This is a genomic window from Sedimenticola sp. (assembly GCF_050289425.1).
Taxonomy (GTDB): Bacteria; Pseudomonadota; Gammaproteobacteria; order Chromatiales; family Chromatiaceae; genus Sedimenticola.
Genome location: NZ_JBNKFS010000012.1, coordinates 62,357 through 79,395, shown reverse-complemented (window position 1 = coordinate 79,395; position 17,039 = coordinate 62,357). Strand labels below are relative to the sequence as shown.

13 protein-coding genes are annotated in these 17,039 nt (G+C 57.1%); all 13 read right to left on the bottom strand.

The features are described from left to right. Window positions 1-9 precede the first annotated feature (9 nt). The gene (locus tag ACQY5R_RS10225; protein WP_428607793.1) at window positions 10-4,290 is read right to left on the bottom strand and encodes a DUF6701 domain-containing protein; all 4,281 of its coding nucleotides are present in this window, start codon (window positions 4,288-4,290) and stop codon (window positions 10-12) included. 3 nt (window positions 4,291-4,293) lie between these two features. Next, window positions 4,294-4,713, bottom strand: coding sequence for a hypothetical protein (locus ACQY5R_RS10220; protein WP_428607791.1), 420 nt, complete (start codon window positions 4,711-4,713; stop codon window positions 4,294-4,296). Continuing rightward, window positions 4,710-5,612, bottom strand: coding sequence for a prepilin-type N-terminal cleavage/methylation domain-containing protein (locus ACQY5R_RS10215; RefSeq protein ID WP_428607790.1), 903 nt, complete (start codon window positions 5,610-5,612; stop codon window positions 4,710-4,712). Before ACQY5R_RS10215 ends, ACQY5R_RS10220 begins: the two co-directional genes overlap by 4 nt. A gap of 1 nt (window position 5,613) precedes the next feature. Then, window positions 5,614-6,096: a type IV pilus modification PilV family protein gene (locus ACQY5R_RS10210; protein WP_428607788.1), complete on the bottom strand. Its 483-nt coding sequence runs from the start codon at window positions 6,094-6,096 to the stop codon at window positions 5,614-5,616. Further along, complete coding sequence (locus tag ACQY5R_RS10205) at window positions 6,093-6,575, bottom strand: prepilin-type N-terminal cleavage/methylation domain-containing protein (protein ID WP_428607786.1); 483 nt, start codon at window positions 6,573-6,575, stop codon at window positions 6,093-6,095. The genes ACQY5R_RS10210 and ACQY5R_RS10205 overlap by 4 nt, the downstream gene beginning before the upstream one ends. Before the next feature lie 132 nt (window positions 6,576-6,707). Continuing rightward, a complete protein-coding gene (locus ACQY5R_RS10200; protein WP_428607784.1) occupies window positions 6,708-7,199 on the bottom strand; it encodes a type II secretion system protein in 492 nt (163 codons plus the stop codon). A 133-nt stretch (window positions 7,200-7,332) separates the two neighbouring features. Beyond that, on the bottom strand, window positions 7,333-8,691 hold the full coding sequence (gene tilS, locus ACQY5R_RS10195) for a tRNA lysidine(34) synthetase TilS (RefSeq protein WP_428607783.1): 1,359 nt from the start codon (window positions 8,689-8,691) through the stop codon (window positions 7,333-7,335). A gap of 193 nt (window positions 8,692-8,884) precedes the next feature. Next, entirely contained in the window at window positions 8,885-9,841 is a 957-nt protein-coding gene (gene accA, locus ACQY5R_RS10190) for an acetyl-CoA carboxylase carboxyl transferase subunit alpha (RefSeq protein ID WP_428607781.1), read from the bottom strand. A 112-nt stretch (window positions 9,842-9,953) separates the two neighbouring features. Then, window positions 9,954-13,523, bottom strand: a complete 3,570-nt coding sequence (dnaE, locus tag ACQY5R_RS10185; protein WP_428607779.1) for a DNA polymerase III subunit alpha — start codon at window positions 13,521-13,523, stop codon at window positions 9,954-9,956. A 313-nt stretch (window positions 13,524-13,836) separates the two neighbouring features. Next, entirely contained in the window at window positions 13,837-14,445 is a 609-nt protein-coding gene (gene rnhB / locus ACQY5R_RS10180; RefSeq protein WP_428607777.1) for a ribonuclease HII, read from the bottom strand. Between the two features lie 5 nt (window positions 14,446-14,450). Further along, window positions 14,451-15,602 carry a lipid-A-disaccharide synthase gene (lpxB, locus tag ACQY5R_RS10175; RefSeq protein WP_428607775.1) on the bottom strand — a complete coding sequence of 384 codons (1,152 nt, stop codon included), beginning with the start codon at window positions 15,600-15,602 and terminating at the stop codon, window positions 14,451-14,453. 157 nt (window positions 15,603-15,759) lie between these two features. Continuing rightward, the gene (lpxA, locus tag ACQY5R_RS10170; protein WP_428607773.1) at window positions 15,760-16,530 is read right to left on the bottom strand and encodes an acyl-ACP--UDP-N-acetylglucosamine O-acyltransferase; all 771 of its coding nucleotides are present in this window, start codon (window positions 16,528-16,530) and stop codon (window positions 15,760-15,762) included. Continuing rightward, window positions 16,527-17,003, bottom strand: a complete 477-nt coding sequence (fabZ, locus tag ACQY5R_RS10165) for a 3-hydroxyacyl-ACP dehydratase FabZ (RefSeq protein ID WP_428607771.1) — start codon at window positions 17,001-17,003, stop codon at window positions 16,527-16,529. Before fabZ ends, lpxA begins: the two co-directional genes overlap by 4 nt. Window positions 17,004-17,039: the final 36 nt, after the last annotated feature.

Here is a 17,039-nt window from a genome sequence, read left to right as displayed (position 1 = left end):
AGTGGGAAGCTAATAGGTTTCCCGCTGGTAGATCAGTCCACCAGGCCGACTGAACACGCCGAAGGTGGCCTTGGCAGAGGGATCCTCCATCGCTGTGCCACTCCATGTATATTCCAGCCATGAAGGCGCATCCACTTCAACCCGGGCGCTACCGGTATTTCCCTGCCCCGGCGCTTGCAGGTTCAGATTGAAGTCACCCGCCAGCGGCGGCTGCACCAATAACAGGGACAGATCACTCAGATCACTGGCGGAGTAGGCGCCCGCATCCGTAGCCGACGCATAAATAGCGGTATTTCGACTGCCCCCGGCGATCACCACCTGTCCCACCGGTTCTGACAGTGTCAATGTCACCCCGGCGGTGCAGGTATCGGCGCCATTGACCACAAAGCCGCTGGCGGCTCCGGCATAGTATTCCACCTGAAGCGGCACCCGCAGCGGCAACAGCTCCGATCCCTGGGCATTTTGCATTGCCATACGTCCGTAACGTAGCTCCACCCCAGTCGGCGTGAAACGCTGGGGTAGTCCGGTAGCGTTGACGCCGTCATCGTCCGTTATGCCCTGCACCATCAGCTGTACATCGCTGGTGAAGGGTGCCACCCGGTCGTTGCTGGTACGACCATAGGTGAAGCTGTCACCGGACAGCCTGAACCCCAAGGTACCGTCTCCGTTATCGATCAGCGCCGGTAAACCCACGCTCCAGGTGAGACCGACCCGCGTGATACCATCCGCACCCAGTTGGGTACCGTCGCTTGTGATATTCGGTATATTGATGCCTGATAACGGCAGCTTATTGAATACCCCGGTATAATTTTGCGTGGTGATACCGCTGCTGTTTCGTGCCGTGATGGTAGCGGCCGGCGATTGTGCTGCAGCATAACCGATCGGCGTTCCCGCATAGCTGAAACCGCCTCCGACACAACTGTTGAGCAGCGCCCCTTGGTCGGTGATGGTAAAAGTGAAGTCGGCCGGTATAAAGCGTCCAACCCAATCGGATGTGGCGAGATTGCCGAACTTGCACCCCACCTTGCCGCCAACCGAGGTGTTGGAAAAATCGTCGGTACAATCACCGGGTTGATCAACCGCGGTAAAGCTGTTGTCGTAAACACCTTGTGCCAACAGATGGAAATTTCCCACTTCGCTGTAGCTGAAGGTGTCGCCACTGGCCGTGCCCGTCACAGGTGAAGCGGCGCTGAAACTACCCACCAAAATTCCGGTCGCGACCGCCCCGGCGTGAGGTTCAAGTTTTCCGCTATCGATCAAAGGCGTACCGTCATAACCGCTGTCGCTACCCACCTCCAGGGTAAAGTTGCTACCGGCCACCGCCTTGGGATCACCGCTGCTGCCGCCATTGTTCAGAAGCGGCGCCGTCAGCACCAGGGTCTGAGGGCGGACAGCGAACTGATCGGTCGAACACCCTACCCGTGGAGTCGCACCGGTACTGTCGGTAACCCGGCAACCCAGTGAACGATAGGCGTGGTTAACGGTGAAGGCGGCAGCGGCTTTCCTGCCCGCATCGGCGGAAGAGAACAGCAGGCTTTGCTCAACCGCAGGAGACAGTGCCGGATAGGCGCTACAGACGGCAGACCCCGAAGTATCGATCAACTCAACCGTAACCGTACGATCGGCGTCCTTGGCAAAATCGGCCTCCACCGCATCTGCGGTTCCATCATTGTCGCCATCCTTCAGTGCAGCCACTTCGATCGTGAACGGCTGCCCCACCAATTTGGTATTGAGCCGTCCACTCAACGCATCCGCTCCGCCCTCAACGCAGTTGAAGCCGAAAGCGTCGGTCGAAGGGCACGAGCGCTCACTACCGTCCCAGTTTTTACCCGCCGACTGATTAGCATGCCCGACCAATACCTCCGCATCACTCAACACGCCATCGAATACCATCACTTCATCAAGCTGACCGTTAAAGTAGGTGGAAGAGCCAGCGGTATTTTCGATACGTCCGATACTGGTGTAACCGTTACCGATGATACCGGTAGCGATTGCTCCCGATTGGTTAAGTACACCGTCGATATAGATTTTATAGGCACCGAGACTGGCATCCCGGGTCAAGACCACGTGGCGCCACGCGCCGTTATTGATGGCAGTCGTTGATTTGGTGCTGCTATCGTTTCCGACAGAGATACCGATGTGTCCTGAGGCATCGAGCCAACCCCAGAAGATATCATCCGTCCCACCATTCTGTTCCACCCCGCTAATACCTGGCGCCTGCCACGCCGTATTGTGGCCGGTTTGGGTGGTCTTGATCCAGAAAGCGAGACTGGCGCTATCATTGAGATAATTGGATAGGTTGTTGATCCGGATATGGTCGCCCGCCCCATCAAAGGCGCCGGCGCGACAGAGTTTACCGGGGTCCTGGATACCGGCATCGGCCACAGCCGTACCATGATTCCCCTGGCCACTGCTGTCCAACACTTCCCCCGGTGTCCCATCCCAGCGAGGTTCATCCAGGCGCCACTCGCCGACCAATAGTGCCGAGCTCGCGGCACAGGGACGGGTTTCATCTTTGATCACCTGAATCTGGCTCTGACTGAGCGCCGCCGTGTAGACCCGCACCTCGTCGAGACTGCCGTTGAAACGCCAGTTGGCTACCGCTTCCCCACCCGCCGCACTATTTTCACCCGCCAGGCTGGCGGCACCCGGGTCGCTGCCCCAGGTGCCGGTATAGACTGAACTGGTGCTACCGGTATTGAGCATGACGGCGACCCCATCGACATAAATGGTCCGGGTCTTGGCCTTCACGTCGTGCACAGCCGCCACATGGTGCCAAGTCCCTGCCGAAATGACCGCGCTTTGCGTATCGACACTGATCGGATTCACCTGTCGCGAAAAGAAACGCAACTTTCCGTCCCCTCCGTCTCCCAGACTGAGGGCGAAACCACCGCTGTTGCTCTGATCATCGGCAAAAATCCGCTGATCCTTACCCACCTCATCTGCCTTGATCCAGGCGGTGATGGTGAAACTCTCCGTCAGATTGGGCAGACCGGCCAAGTCAATATAGTCATTGTTGCCATCGAAGGTGCCGTAACGACAGGTGCCGGGACTGCCAGGAATGGCCGGATCACTGCCGGCGGTGACGGCACCGTTGAGCGCCGTGCCGTCATAACCGTTACCCGTCGCATCCTGCACCGTCCCCCAACTGGTCTCATCCATGCGCCATTCAGCCAACTTGGGTGCCGGGAACTCCACAACAAACCAACCCAGGGTCGCTTCATGAAGATCGCTGTTGCGTTGTAATGTCAGCGTGCTGGCGGTCAGTCCCAAGGTAAAGGCGGTTACACCGGGAATATCATCATTCTTGTACTTGGTATTGCCCATATTCTGTCCGCCCGCCGGCTGTGCAGAACCCAGGGCAATCGTTCTGTCGGGATTAACCGGCGACAGCGTTTCCGCCTTGGTCAAACTGTTTTTACTAACCTTGGTGACCCCCGACTGCACCAGTGTCCCGTCCAGGAACTCAACCACCTGCCAACCGATCTCCGGTATGGCCACATTGCCCCCCTCACGATGACGGGAAAACAGCAGTGTGGCGCTGTCACTGAATTCGGCACTCAGGGTGTGGCGATTGATCTGGTTGGCGTCACCGGCGATCCGGTTCCCGGCCAGCAGAATGCTTTTTGTTAGATCGACCGGACTGATGGCAACGCTCTGATCATCTCTGTTTGAGGCGATAGAGGTGGTGCCACGCTGCACCTGAATATCGGCGGCGTTGGTATATTCGATCACCTGCCACCAAATACGGTGGTTGCTGGTGGAGGCGCTGCTGCGTAACTGCAGATTATTGGTTGCCGTCAACTGCATGAAAACCGGATCATCGGTCCCCCAGGTGCTGTGAGAACCGTTAATAGCCTTGGACCAGGTGACAAAGGCCTGGTCCAGCGCGGCCAATTGGCTAATCGGTATATCAACTATCGCACTGTCCTGATACACCTCTCCCCGCTGTACCTTGACGCCCGATGAAAACTCCACCAGATACCACTGGATATCGATCGGATCGCTGCGGGTGGTGAGAAACTCCAGCGTGGTGGCGGAAGCGACCCGACCGGCGGCGGCGGAGCCACCGGGGCGATTGGAGTTATGGCGGGTCTGAAATATCAGAAACGATTTACTCGTATCAACCGCAGTGATATTGACGACGTGTGTCGTGGCACTGCTGCTGGATAAAGTACCGCTTTGCACCAGCTTCAGGGTGGCTGCCTGAACGGGGGCAACCGCCAGTATGAGCAACAGGCACCCCAACGCCCCGGTCACGAACCACACTTGTCTTAACGTCCGCGCCATCCGTCAGCTCCCGGTAACCGTGGCACGCAGCCGGCGCGACACATAATCGGGTGAGCCGAAACTGCCGCGGCTGGCATTGACCTGGACATCGTATAAGGAGTAACTCGCTGCTCCTTCAGTCACCGGGTAAGCGGTGCAAGCGGACAGCGTGATGGTAAACCCCTCGGCGGTGAAGCTGCTGGGTACAGCGGGACAGCTGTGGCTGCTATTAATCTGATACACCGCCCACTCCAGTCCGCTGGAAGCGGCATACCAAACACGAACCGATTGCAGCGATAAAGTGGTAGTGGTCTGTTGCGATACGTTCAACCGCACCATATAACCGCCCAACGCCGCCAGCACCACCAGCATAAACAGGGTGCTGATCAAGGAGAATCCCCGTTGGCCCGACAGGTTGTCACCTGTTCTCTCCGGTCGGTTCATGGCATGTTCACCAAATGGGCCTGTTGCAGCAAGTGAATGGATTCACCGCGCTCCTGCATGGTCATCTCCAGGGTCACCAAGGCATTGCGGCTGGGGGTTCCCGCATTGTAAGTGAAGTCGCAGGCGGTGACCTGATCCACCAATAGCGCATATTCCGCCGGATTGTTTTGGGCCAGCAATTCAGCATGGCTGTCCACGGCATCCTGTGAGGACTGGAGGCTGTAGCCCTGGTAACGACGAATCGTGCCGCCGGCAGGATCGCACAGGTAAGTGACGGGCGTATCCACTATATAGAATCGTTGATCCGGCGATGCGGCAGGAAAAGCGGTTTGTCCGCCGCCAAAACCGTTGTTGATAAAATCCAGCGTAATCGGTGCACCGCTATTGAGCGCGCTGATGGCGGCGGCATTGTCCAGATTATAGGCGTCACTCCCCAACAGCCCGGTGTTGTAGATCACCAGACAAGAGGCGGTCATGTTGCGACACGCATCAACACTGCCACCAAGCTGAATCGACCCACTGTCAAGCAACAGTCCGAGCACTTCAAACCGGCTATCGGCATCAGCCGGATTAAAACTCAGTGCTAACGGGTCCCCCACCGGCGCCGCCCGGTAGAGCCCTCCCGTCACCACATGCAAAAACTCCAAACAGCGACCGGAGCAGCCGATTCGAACACTGTTGGGCAAGGCGTCCCGTAGCTCCCGGGTCATCCGTACCAGGGCGGTATCGGCCCGATCCACCAACCGGGCACGACTGGCCTGGGATTGGTACATTTCCACCGGACGTTGTATGAGCTGGGAGGCAACCACGGCAATCACACCACTGATCACGATCACCACCACTAACTCGATCAGGGTGAAGCCTCGTTGTGACGGCCCAATTGTCAATACGACGCCCATATCAATTCAACCTGTACGCCACGACCGGAACGTTGATTCCGGCCAGGCCATCGTGCGTCACGGTAACGGCTATGCGCAGGGCAGGACTACCCGCACCCGGTCCCAGCGTGGTGGATGAGACGGAGACAATAACGTTGTAACCTTCCAGTCCGGCCACGGTCGCACCGTTCTGGTCCAGGGCACCGCTACTGTTATTGAGTCCGTTGTAATCCCATACGTCATCATAGTTGGCCCGGGTCTCCCCGCTCTCCGGTCCGTTTACCTCACCCCCGCTGGGATCGGTCAGTGGCTGGGTAAGAATCTCTTCCATATAGGACTGGGCAACAGCGGTCGCCTGTTCCCGAATCATCGGATCGGCACTGGAGAGAATGGTCTGGGTCATCACCATCAATATCCCGGCAGCCGCCACGGAGAGGATCACGATCGAGACCACCAGTTCGATCAGGGTGACGCCGCGCTGTCGATATGCTGTCTGCCTGTTCAATGCACATACCCGGTCTGCGGTTCGACGGTGAGACTTCGGCTGCCGACAGTGACACTGGTTGATGCCGTCAGCAAATTTCCGCTGCTGCTGTCGCGTGGTCGTCCCAGGGTATCGAAATAGAGCGTCGTGGCAGCGAGGGTGACCCCACCCGGCGCCGCACCCTGGTAGCCGGTGCCATCACTCCCGGGCAGTTGAACCGGCAAGGTAAATGCGCCGCTGCGGCAATTGACCCGCTGGTTGAGCTGGTAGCCACCAGCGGTAATGGTAACCTGGGTATCGCAACCGGTCGCCACCGCCAACTTTTGTCCGAAGCGCAGTGCCTCACCCAGTTCATCGCTGAACCCCCACTCCAGGAAGGTGAGTTGATTGAAAAAGCGTGGCATCCCCACCGCCATCAATACACCCACCAACAGCAATACCACTACCAATTCGATGAGGGTGAAGCCCCTTTGGGCGGTTTGGATTGGTAGTGCTGTCATGCCATCCGCAACGTAAAACGGGCACTCACTTGGCGCCCGTTTGCCTGGTTTTGCAGTAGTAGGTGGCATCGTATCCAATTCTCGATACAAGGTGCCGGAGTCAAGTCTGACCCCGGCACACATTTACTGCTACTAGAATACCGAGTCAACCGTGACAGCACCGTTGCTGGTATTATAGGTAATGCTCATATTGCCGGCAGGAAGGTAAGTGTAGACACAGGAACTCCCCGACACGCTGACCTGATAATCCACATTGGCTGTACCCGTCCCTACCGGAGGTGGATTTTGCATAATCGCGTTCCATATCTGGATGCATCGCGCATTGTTCGGAGTGTTACCAGTATAACCCCCTGTAGCCACAGGCCAGCCGTTGGCATTGAAATCAACTGTATCATCTCCGAAACCGACCAAATTGGCGACCGCACCAGTATTTCCCTTTGCCACCCACTGAGCGTGCGCCAGGGAGATGGCCGAGCCCAATCCGCCACCTGTGCCTTTGACCGCCGCCACATGGGCATCCTGCTGCACATCCATAAACCGCGGCAGTGCGGTAGCCGCCAGCACACTGAGGATCAGTATCACCACCACCAACTCAATGAGTGTAAAACCCGCCTGTCTTTTCATCATCCGCTCCAAATTATCGTATTCAAATATTTTTGTTATTACTCATCAGCCGTCCAAATTAGAACGAACTGTTAACACTGCTGCAGAGAAATGTCGCCCAAGCTGTCAAAAACTTTAGCTTTTTTAATGAAATTTAATCCAAATTATTAAGTTGGGGCGGTTGGCGCCAGGGCATCGTAGCTTCCCAGGTGATTTTCAGCTGCTTGAGGAGTGGATCCTGTAAGACCGGTTCGCAGCGGCAGATTCCGGCAATCTCGGCCACCTCACCGTCAATCATGAATATTGGAACCCGCTCGCGCATCCAGGGTAAAACTGCTGCCTCCTGCATCAACTGTTTGACCTGTTTGCGTATACCTCGCCCCAACGGCCGACACCCTTCGCCGCCACGACGGAATACAACTCGATAACGTCCGGATTCCGGACTAGCTGGTGTCGCCCCTTCGGGTTGTTGGAAGCAGAGCCTTCCCGATCCCGGTAGCGGCAGTTCGGATTCGCCGTTCCAACTAATCGTTTGCGAAGCATCGAAAGGCGGCAAAGGCGGCATCAGATAGAGTCGATCCCGATAGCGCCTCACCTCCGCCCCGGGCCAACTTACCAACGACGTGGCGTCCAGTCTTGCATCCAAGACTTCGGTGGAAAGACGCGCCAACACGGTCGAGCCCGGACTGGCGAAGCCGTGTCGCCTGATCCAGAGCCGCAACAGCGCGGACCTCTGCTCGCTAGGCAAACCGTTCAGTACCGATGCGGAGACGGTACCCGTCGCCGGATCGTAAGCGCTATCGAATATTGGCGACAACAGGGTTTCGATCAACCGGTCCGCCTCGGCACAGTGACGTGCGCTGCGGGACAAGGTGCGCGCCATAGCCGGCCAACGTACCTTAAGTAACGGCACCACCTGATGCCTCAGGTAATTCCGATCAAAAGAAAGGTCTTGATTGCTATCATCTTCAATCCACTGCAACCCAGCTGCTGTCGCATAGCGCTTCAGCGCGTCACGGGTGGTATCTAGCAAGGGTCTGGCATGTTGGCCTTGGGCGAAGCGAGTCAACGCCGGCATAGACGCTAAACCACTCAATCCGGCCCCCCGCAACAGTTGCAGCAGCAGGGTTTCAGCCTGGTCATCCTGATGATGGGCCGTGAGCAACATTTCATCCGGCTTGAGTTCACGGGACAATAACTTGTAGCGCGCCTCGCGTGCTACGGCTTCCAGGCTCTCTCCTTTGACGGGTTTGAGCTGCAGTGCAAATACCTCAACCGGAATAGCCAACTGCTCGCAGACTGATTCACAATGCCTGGACCAGGTAGCCGATTGCGCCTGCAGGCCATGATCAACATGAATCGCTCTTATCGGAGCCGGCAGGCGCCCGGCCAACTGTGCCAGGGCGTGCAGCAGCACGTGAGAATCCATGCCACCACTAAAGCCAAGCAGGATGCCAGTCGGCCTAGGCCATCTTGATAGCGTACTCAGCAGAGATTCGGGGGTGAATGGCATGACGTATTCTGTACAGAGGGGTCGGAGTCAAATGGCTTCAATAAGCCGGCTTCGATTCAACAGCCTTGACCCCATTTGACGCCACCCCCTACATGTCATTTCATTTAACAACGCAGAGATCGCGTGGGCACAAAAACGTGCCCACCCTACCTACTTTTAATGGATCGTAGGGAGCGACATAACCGGCGAGAGATCAACTCTGGAAATCGCCATAACTCATCAGTCGCTGATAACGCTCTTCGAGTAGTTGATCCATCGGCTTTTGATCCAACTGATGGAGTGAATCCAGCAGGGCTTGTTTGAGATTGCCCGCGGCCGCTTCCGGATCGCGATGGGCGCCGCCGGGCGGTTCCGGAATAATGGTATCGATCAGATTCAGCTCTTTCAGCCGATCCGAGGTGATCGCCATCGCCTCTGCCGCCAGCGGTGCCTTGTCGGCACTCTTCCAGAGAATCGAGGCACACCCCTCCGGTGAAATGACCGAATAGGTACTGTATTCCAACATCATCACCCGATCACCGACACCGATCGCCAACGCTCCACCGGAGCCCCCTTCCCCCATCACAGTACAGACGATAGGTGTCTTGAGCCCTGCCATCACCAGCAGGTTCTTGGCGATCGCCTCGCTCTGGCCCCGCTCTTCCGCACCGATACCGGGATAAGCACCGGGGGTATCGATAAAAGTCAGGATGGGCAACTTGAAACGTTCGGCGGTCTCCATCAGGCGCAACGCCTTACGATAACCTTCCGGCCGCGGCATACCGAAATTACGGAATAATTTCTCTTTGGTGTCCCGTCCCTTCTGCTGGCCGATCAACATAACCGAACGTCCATCCAGACGGGCTACGCCACCGACAATGGCGTGATCATCGGCAAAGGCCCGGTCACCGTGCATCTCATGAAAGTCGTCAAAAATATACTCAATATAATTGAGCATATAGGGGCGCAACGGATGCCGCGCCACCTGGGCGACCTGCCACGGCTTCAGATTCTGATAGAGCGACTCGGTCAGGGAGCGGCTCTTGGTCTCCAGACGGGTAATTTCGTCCTGGATGTTGATCTCATTGTCATTACCGACCAGGCGCAACTCTTCAATCTTCGCCTCAAGCTCGGCAATGGGTTGTTCAAATTCAAGAAAGTTCATGTCCATGGGCGAAATATACCGGATTAGGTTTGGATATAACAGATCATCGGGCCGTAGCCTGCTATGTTCGGCAACCGTTTGTAGTGCCGCATAAGTCCGTAGGATGGGTGATTATGGATCACGCCGGCAAGCCAACGTCCTGCTGTTCAGCCACCCGCCCCCTTGAGTAAATCACCTGCACCGATTCCATGCCTAACAGTCTGGAAAGCTGCCGCAACAATTCGTCGGCCGGGTGTACCCGCCAAGCTTCACTGCAACGCAATGAGCCCGCCACGCCACTACCTCGATAACAGAGCTGCAGATCACAAGCTCCCCCTTGATAAGGCGCCAGCACCGTCTGCAACTCTTTGGCAAAATCGCCCGGCGTGGTCTGCCTCTGAGACAACAGGCGATGATCCCAACTCAATCTCAAGGCGCTGGCGTTCAACTCCCTGGCCTGCTGGAACTCCATCACCTGATCGACCCGAATACTCAACCCGCCTCGGTACTCGTCATAGTTGAGATTACCCGCCACCAACAGTATCCGATCACTGACCAGCAAGTCCTTGAACGCTTCATACGCATCGGAGAACAGGGTAATCTCGATCCTGCCACTCCGGTCATCCAACACCAGGGTACCCATGCGTCCGCGTTGGGTCTGACGATGGCTCACCGATAGCGCCAACCCGGCCACCATGACCCGCTGTCTGGAACGTTTCTGGTAAGCGCCGCCTCCATCACCTCCCCCGTCCAAAGAGAGATTGCCGATACGGGTGACACCCAGTCCACTCATCTCCGGCACGTAGCGATCGATAGGATGACCGGTCAGGTAAAGTCCCAGGGTCTCCTTCTCTCCCTGCAGGCGGATCTCGTCCTCCCACTCCTCGCAATCATCGGGAATCATCTGCCAATCTTCGGCCGTCTGCGGCTGGGGATCAGCCATACCGAACAGATCCTCCTGCCCCGCCGCCAAGCTGGCGTGGTGCTGCTCAGCCATCTTCAGCGCCAGTGGCAACTGGTTCATCAGGCTGGCCCGATTGGCCCCCAACTCATCCAGGGCGCCGGCCCGCAGCAGTGACTCCAGCACCCGCCGATTGACTTTGCGCTGATCGATGCGGCGACAAAATTCAAAGATATCCTTGAACCGTCCCCCTGATTGCCGTGCCTCGATAATACTTTCGATGGCCGACTCGCCCACCCCCTTGATCGCCCCCAGTCCGTAGATCACTTCACTGTCGCCGCCGACGGTGAACATGTACTCAGAGTGATTGACATGAGGTGGATTGACCACCAGGTTCATGCTGCGGCACTCTTCGATCAGGGTTACCACCTTGTCGGTCGTATCCATATCCGCCGACAGCACCGCCGCCATGAATGCCGAGGGATAGTGAGCCTTGAGCCACATGGTCTGGTAAGAAACCAGGGCATAGGCGGCGGAGTGGGACTTGTTGAAACCGTAACCGGCAAACTTCTCCATCAGATCGAAGATGTAGGTCGCGACCTCTTCGTCCACGCCCCGGGCCACAGCACCGGTACGGAAGATCTCGCCCTGCTTCTTCATCTCCTCCGGCTTCTTCTTGCCCATGGCGCGGCGCAGCAGGTCGGCGCCGCCCAGGGAGTAGCCGGCCAGCACCTGGGCGATCTGCATCACCTGCTCCTGGTACAGGATCACCCCGTAGGTGGAGCGCAGAATCGGTTCCAGGTCCGGATGCGGGTAGACTACCTCCTGACGCCCGTGCTTGCGGGCGATGAAGTCATCCACCATGCCCGACTGCAGCGGACCGGGGCGAAACAGGGCCACCAGCGCCGTGATATCGTCGAAACAATCCGGCTGCAGCTTTTTGATCAGCTCCTTCATGCCGCGGGATTCGAGCTGGAACACGGCCGTGGTTTCACACTTCTTCAACAGCGAGAAGGCGGCTTCGTCATCCATGGGGATCAAGCTGATATCCACCGCTTCCTGACCCTGTTCCCGGCGCTTGCGGTTGACCGTCTTCAGTGCCCAATCGACGATAGTGAGGGTACGCAGGCCGAGGAAGTCGAACTTTACCAGACCGACCTGCTCCACATCGTCCTTGTCGAACTGGGTTACCAGGTTGGCACCCCCCGGTTCACAGTAGAGTGGTGTAAAATCGGTCAACAGGCCCGGCGCAATCACCACGCCACCAGCATGCTTACCGGCGTTGCGCGCCACACCCTCCAGCTTCCTGGCCATTTCGATCAGCTGGGTCACCTCCTCCTCATCCCTGAAGGCAGCCGCCAGATCCTCGCTCTCCTCCAACGCTTTCTTGAGCGTCATGCCGATCTCGAACGGAATCATCTTGGCGATGCGGTCGGTAAAGCCGTAGGGATGACCGAGGACACGCCCCACATCCCGAACCACCGCCTTGGCTGCCATGGAACCGTAGGTAATGATCTGGGAGACCGAATCGCGGCCATACTTGCGCGCCACGTAATCGATCACCTTGTCCCGGTTGTCCATGCAGAAGTCCACATCGAAGTCGGGCATGGAGACACGCTCTGGATTGAGGAAACGTTCGAACAGCAGCTCGTGCTCAATGGGATCGAGGTCTGTGATCTTCAGGGCATAGGCGACGATGGAGCCGGCACCGGAACCACGTCCCGGCCCCACCGGGATGCCGTTATCCTTGGCCCACTGGATGAAGTCGGCCACGATCAGGAAGTAACCAGGGAAACCCATCTGGTTAATGACGTCCAGCTCGACCTGGAGACGATCATCGTAGACCTTGCGCTTGCTCGCGTACTCGGGGTCGTCGCGCTCCAGGATGATCTCCAGGCGCTGCTCCAGACCGCGGATCGATTCTTTGGAAAAGTACTCCTCGATGGTCATCCCCTCAGGGATGGGAAAATCGGGCAGGAAATTTTCCCCCAGGGTCAGCTCGATATTGCATCGGCGCGCAATCTCCACGCTGTTCTCGAGCGCTTCCGGGATATCGGCGAACAGCGCCCCCATCTCTTCCGGCGTGCGCAGATACTGTTCCTGGCTGTAATGTTTTGGCCTACGCGAATCGTCCAGGGTGCGCCCTTCATGGATGCAGACCCGGACCTCATGGGCTTCGAAATCGTCCGGAGTAAGAAAGCGCACATCGTTGGTGGCTACCACCGGCACATCCATCCGGCTAGCCAGCTCAACGCTGGCGTGGAGACAGCGCTCCTCACCCTCCCGGCCGGTACGGTGCAGTTCCAGATAAAAACGGTCCGCGAACAACTCTAGCCAGCGGCGCAGACGCCGATCCGCCTCGCCGGGGTTCCCGGCCAACAGGGCTCGACCAATATCGCCGGCACGTCCACCAGACAGCGCAATCAATCCCTCACAGCTCTCTCGGGTAAACCAACTGCCCTCCAGCATCGCCTTCCCCAGATGCTGGCCCTCCCGGTAGCTACGTGAAACCAGGCAGGTGAGATTGCGGTAGCCCTGGGGATTCTGTACCAGCAACAACAGACGGAACGGGTTATTGGGGTCTTCCGGATCACGAATCCAGACATCCACCCCGCTGATCGGCTTCACCCCGGCGGCGATGGCAGCTTTATAAAATTTAACCAGCGAGAACAGGTTGGACTGATCAGTCACCGCCACGGCCGGCATGCCGAGCTCGGCCACCCGTGCGACCAATGGCTTGATCCGTACCAGTCCATCGACCAGGGAGTATTCGGAGTGGACACGCAGATGGACGAAGGCCGGATTCATGCGGCACATCCCTCGGCAACCGCGGCTGGCGGCCGTGAAAATTGTATCTCCTGCCAATTTTTCATAGTGGCGATATTGTACCCCAGTCGCTGTCGGAATTTCAGATTGCGATCATACCCGGTCCGAAATGTCCTGTCCGTGGAACAGCTCAGATCTCATACACAAAACGGGAACCGACAAGAGAGCAAAGGCGCCGCCGGGCAGGGTATGCGTTCCCACGCGGAGAGTGGGAACGAGGAACCTTTATCACCTAGATGACGCAACACGAGATGACTGCCACCCGATTCAGAGAGCAACAGATTTACCTAAACCTTTATTCGCGTTCACTCGCTGTATTAGAAACTTCAGCCCCCGCCAGAAGCTTTTTCACTGGGCCGAACGAGCGACGGTGGATGGGGCTGACACCGATCTCCGATAACGCCTCGACATGGAGTTTGGTCGGGTAACCCTTATGTTTAGCCAGCCCGTAGCCCGGATACCGCTCATCCAACTGCATCATCTCCCAATCCCTCGCCACCTTTGCCAGAATGGATGCCGCACTGATCGCCGGCTCACTGGCATCTCCACCGACGATCGCCTCGGCGCTGCAAGGAAGATCCGGACAACGGTTGCCATCGATTAAGGCATGTACCGGCTGCGTGGACAGGGACGCCACCGCTCTTTTCATTGCCAGCAGGCTGGCATGCAGGATATTAAGCTGGTCGATCTCTTCCACTTCCGCTCGTCCCAACGCCCAGCACAAGGCTTTCTCCTTAATCTCCTGCGCCAAATGCTCACGCCGTTTTTCGGTCAGTTTTTTCGAATCTGCCAACCCGGAAATCGGGCGATCCGGATGCAGGATGACGGCCGCCGCGACAACCGGCCCGGCCAAAGGCCCTCGACCAACCTCATCCACCCCGGCTACCAAAATCACCTCAGACATTGTTCCTACACCTCAGTTTTTTCAATCAGGGAAAGTACCGCATCCGCGGCTTGACGGCTGGAATCTTGCTGTAAAGCTTCATGCAACTCCCGGTAGCGCTGCTGGATATGACCAACCCGCTCCGGTGATTCCAGTAGTTCGCTCAATGCCTGTGCCAAGGCTTCTGGGGTCGCCGCATCCTGGATAAATTCAGGAGCCAACGCTTCACCCGCCAGCAGGTTGGCCATGGACACATAAGGAATCTTGACCAATTTAAAGCGGTTGACGATCCAATAGGTCAACGCATTGAGGCGATAAGCCACCACCATTGCCCGCTTCAGCAACATCGCTTCCAGCGTCGCCGTGCCCGATGCAGTCAATACCGCATCCGCCGCGATCATCGCCCTCCGCGACTGCCCATCAATCAAGGAGACGGACAGGTCTGGTGCCTCTCGATTCAGTATGGCTTCGAATGCCGTTCGGGTACGGCGGTTGATCAGTGGAACCAGGAAATGCACATCCGGATACCGCGCGGTCAGCCGTACAGCAGCCTGAATGAAGATCGCTGCCAATGACTCAATTTCGCCCATTCGGCTACCGGGTAGCAGGGCCACCACATGAGGCTTGTCGGTCACATTCAGTGCTGCACGTGCTGCCGACCGGTCATTTTCCAGGGGGATCTCATCCGCCAGCGGATGACCGACATAGCGCACCGGGATCCGGTGTTTTTCCAGGAATTCCGCCTCAAAGGGAAAAATACTGAGCATCAGATCAACCGCAGCCCGGATCTTCTTCACCCGACCGGGACGCCAGGCCCAAACCGTGGGACTGACATAATGCACAGTAGGGATGCCCGCCTTTTTCAATGCCGTCTCCAACCCTAGGTTGAAGTCGGGCGCATCGATACCGATAAACACATCCGGCGGCGACTGCAGAAAATGGTTCCGCAACTGTTTGCGGATCGATAACAGCTCGGGGAGGTGTTTGAGCACTTCGACCAATCCCATAACGGACAACCGTTCCATCGCAAAAAGGCTGTTGCACCCCTGCTCCGTCATCAACGGTCCACCGACACCCTCGAAGCAGGCATCCGGATAGCGTTTCTTGATCGCCTGAATCACCCCGGCGCCCAAGATATCGCCCGATGGTTCATTGGCAACAATTCCAATTTTCAGCATGTCGGTTATTTTTTATAGGTTCTGTACAGCGAGGCGCGATCGCCCGACAACAAATATCGGGCCAACCAAAGCAACCACCGGATTGGGCATTGGCCGGGAAAAAAACATCTATTATAGAAGGTTAGGTCGCGGTACATGAGGCATCCGGGCACACAGATCACCGGACAATGCCGCGCTCGCTCTGCTCCAGAAAGTCGATATATAGCCCGATTTCCGGGCAATCCTGCTGCAGCAACCGTAACGCTTGCAGCGCTTCATCAATAGTGTGCTGTTGCTTGTAAATAGCCTTGAAGCCACGCTTGATATTCTGAATCGCACTATTTGAGAAATCCCGTCGACGCAAACCCTCTGAGTTGATTCCGTAGGGCCTGGCGGGATGTCCACTCACGGTGACATACGGCGGGATATCCTTGTTGATCACCGATCCCATCGCACAAAAACTGTGGGCGCCAATATGGGAAAACTGATGCGCCATCGTAAATCCGCCCAGGATCGCCCAGTCGCCGATCACCACATGCCCTCCCAGCGAGGCGGCATTGGCCATGATGATATGGTTTCCGAGCTGACAATCGTGCGCAACATGGGTATAAGCCATGAACAGATTATCGTTGCCGATCCGTGTCGCCACCGCATCCTGGGCGGTGCCCCGGTTAATGGTGGTGAACTCACGAATCACATTCCGGTCACCGATTTCCAGACGGGTCTCTTCGCCGGCATATTTCTTGTCCTGTGGGTCCTCTCCTACAGAGGCAAATTGAAAGATGCGGTTATTTTCTCCTATGGTCGTGGGCCCCTTGATCACGGCATGTGGACCGATATGGGTACCCTTACCGATCCGGACTCCAGGGCCGATGACGGTGAAAGGCCCCACAGAGACCCCTTCATCCAGCTCTGCATTAGGATCAATGGCGGCTTTGAGATCAATCAAGGAGCAAAATCTCTGGCTGTACACATTATTTCCGCCGTAGCGGCTACCTGCCCATCAACCTTGGCGATGCAGGAGAATACACCGATACCCCGCTTAATTGAATTCTGTTTCACCTCGATCATCAACTGATCGCCGGGTTCAACAGGACGTCTGAAGCGCGCCTTATCGATACCCACAAACAGGTAGACAGTGGTATCGTTCACCGTTTCCGGATTGGACTCCATGGCCAACAACCCGGTCGCCTGGGCCATCGCCTCGACAATCAGCACGCCCGGCATCACCGGCCTAATGGGAAAGTGCCCATTAAAAAAGGGCTCATTGTAGGTCACATTCTTCAGCGCCAGCAATCGTGTATCCTTCTCGAAATCGAGCACCCGGTCAATCAAGAGAAAAGGGTAACGGTGCGGCAACAGCGTCAGCACCTTGTTGATATCCATTGTACTCAAATGACTCCCCCTGTCGCGGCAACTCATCTACCAGCGATCACATGTAAACCGTTATCGGGCTGA

What these genes read in the sequence shown, in the direction of transcription:
- ACQY5R_RS10225 (WP_428607793.1), bottom strand. Translation starts at nt 4,290, where the DNA reads ATGGCGCGGACGTTAAGACAAGTGTGGTTCGTGACCGGGGCGTTGGGG.
- ACQY5R_RS10215 (WP_428607790.1), bottom strand. Translation starts at nt 5,612, where the DNA reads ATGGGCGTCGTATTGACAATTGGGCCGTCACAACGAGGCTTCACCCTG.
- accA (WP_428607781.1), bottom strand. Translation starts at nt 9,841, where the DNA reads ATGGACATGAACTTTCTTGAATTTGAACAACCCATTGCCGAGCTTGAG.
- ACQY5R_RS10200 (WP_428607784.1), bottom strand. Translation starts at nt 7,199, where the DNA reads ATGAAAAGACAGGCGGGTTTTACACTCATTGAGTTGGTGGTGGTGATA.
- ACQY5R_RS10205 (WP_428607786.1), bottom strand. Translation starts at nt 6,575, where the DNA reads ATGACAGCACTACCAATCCAAACCGCCCAAAGGGGCTTCACCCTCATC.
- ACQY5R_RS10220 (WP_428607791.1), bottom strand. Translation starts at nt 4,713, where the DNA reads ATGAACCGACCGGAGAGAACAGGTGACAACCTGTCGGGCCAACGGGGA.
- tilS (WP_428607783.1), bottom strand. Translation starts at nt 8,691, where the DNA reads ATGCCATTCACCCCCGAATCTCTGCTGAGTACGCTATCAAGATGGCCT.
- lpxB (WP_428607775.1), bottom strand. Translation starts at nt 15,602, where the DNA reads ATGCTGAAAATTGGAATTGTTGCCAATGAACCATCGGGCGATATCTTG.
- dnaE (WP_428607779.1), bottom strand. Translation starts at nt 13,523, where the DNA reads ATGAATCCGGCCTTCGTCCATCTGCGTGTCCACTCCGAATACTCCCTG.
- fabZ (WP_428607771.1), bottom strand. Translation starts at nt 17,003, where the DNA reads ATGAGTTGCCGCGACAGGGGGAGTCATTTGAGTACAATGGATATCAAC.
- rnhB (WP_428607777.1), bottom strand. Translation starts at nt 14,445, where the DNA reads ATGTCTGAGGTGATTTTGGTAGCCGGGGTGGATGAGGTTGGTCGAGGG.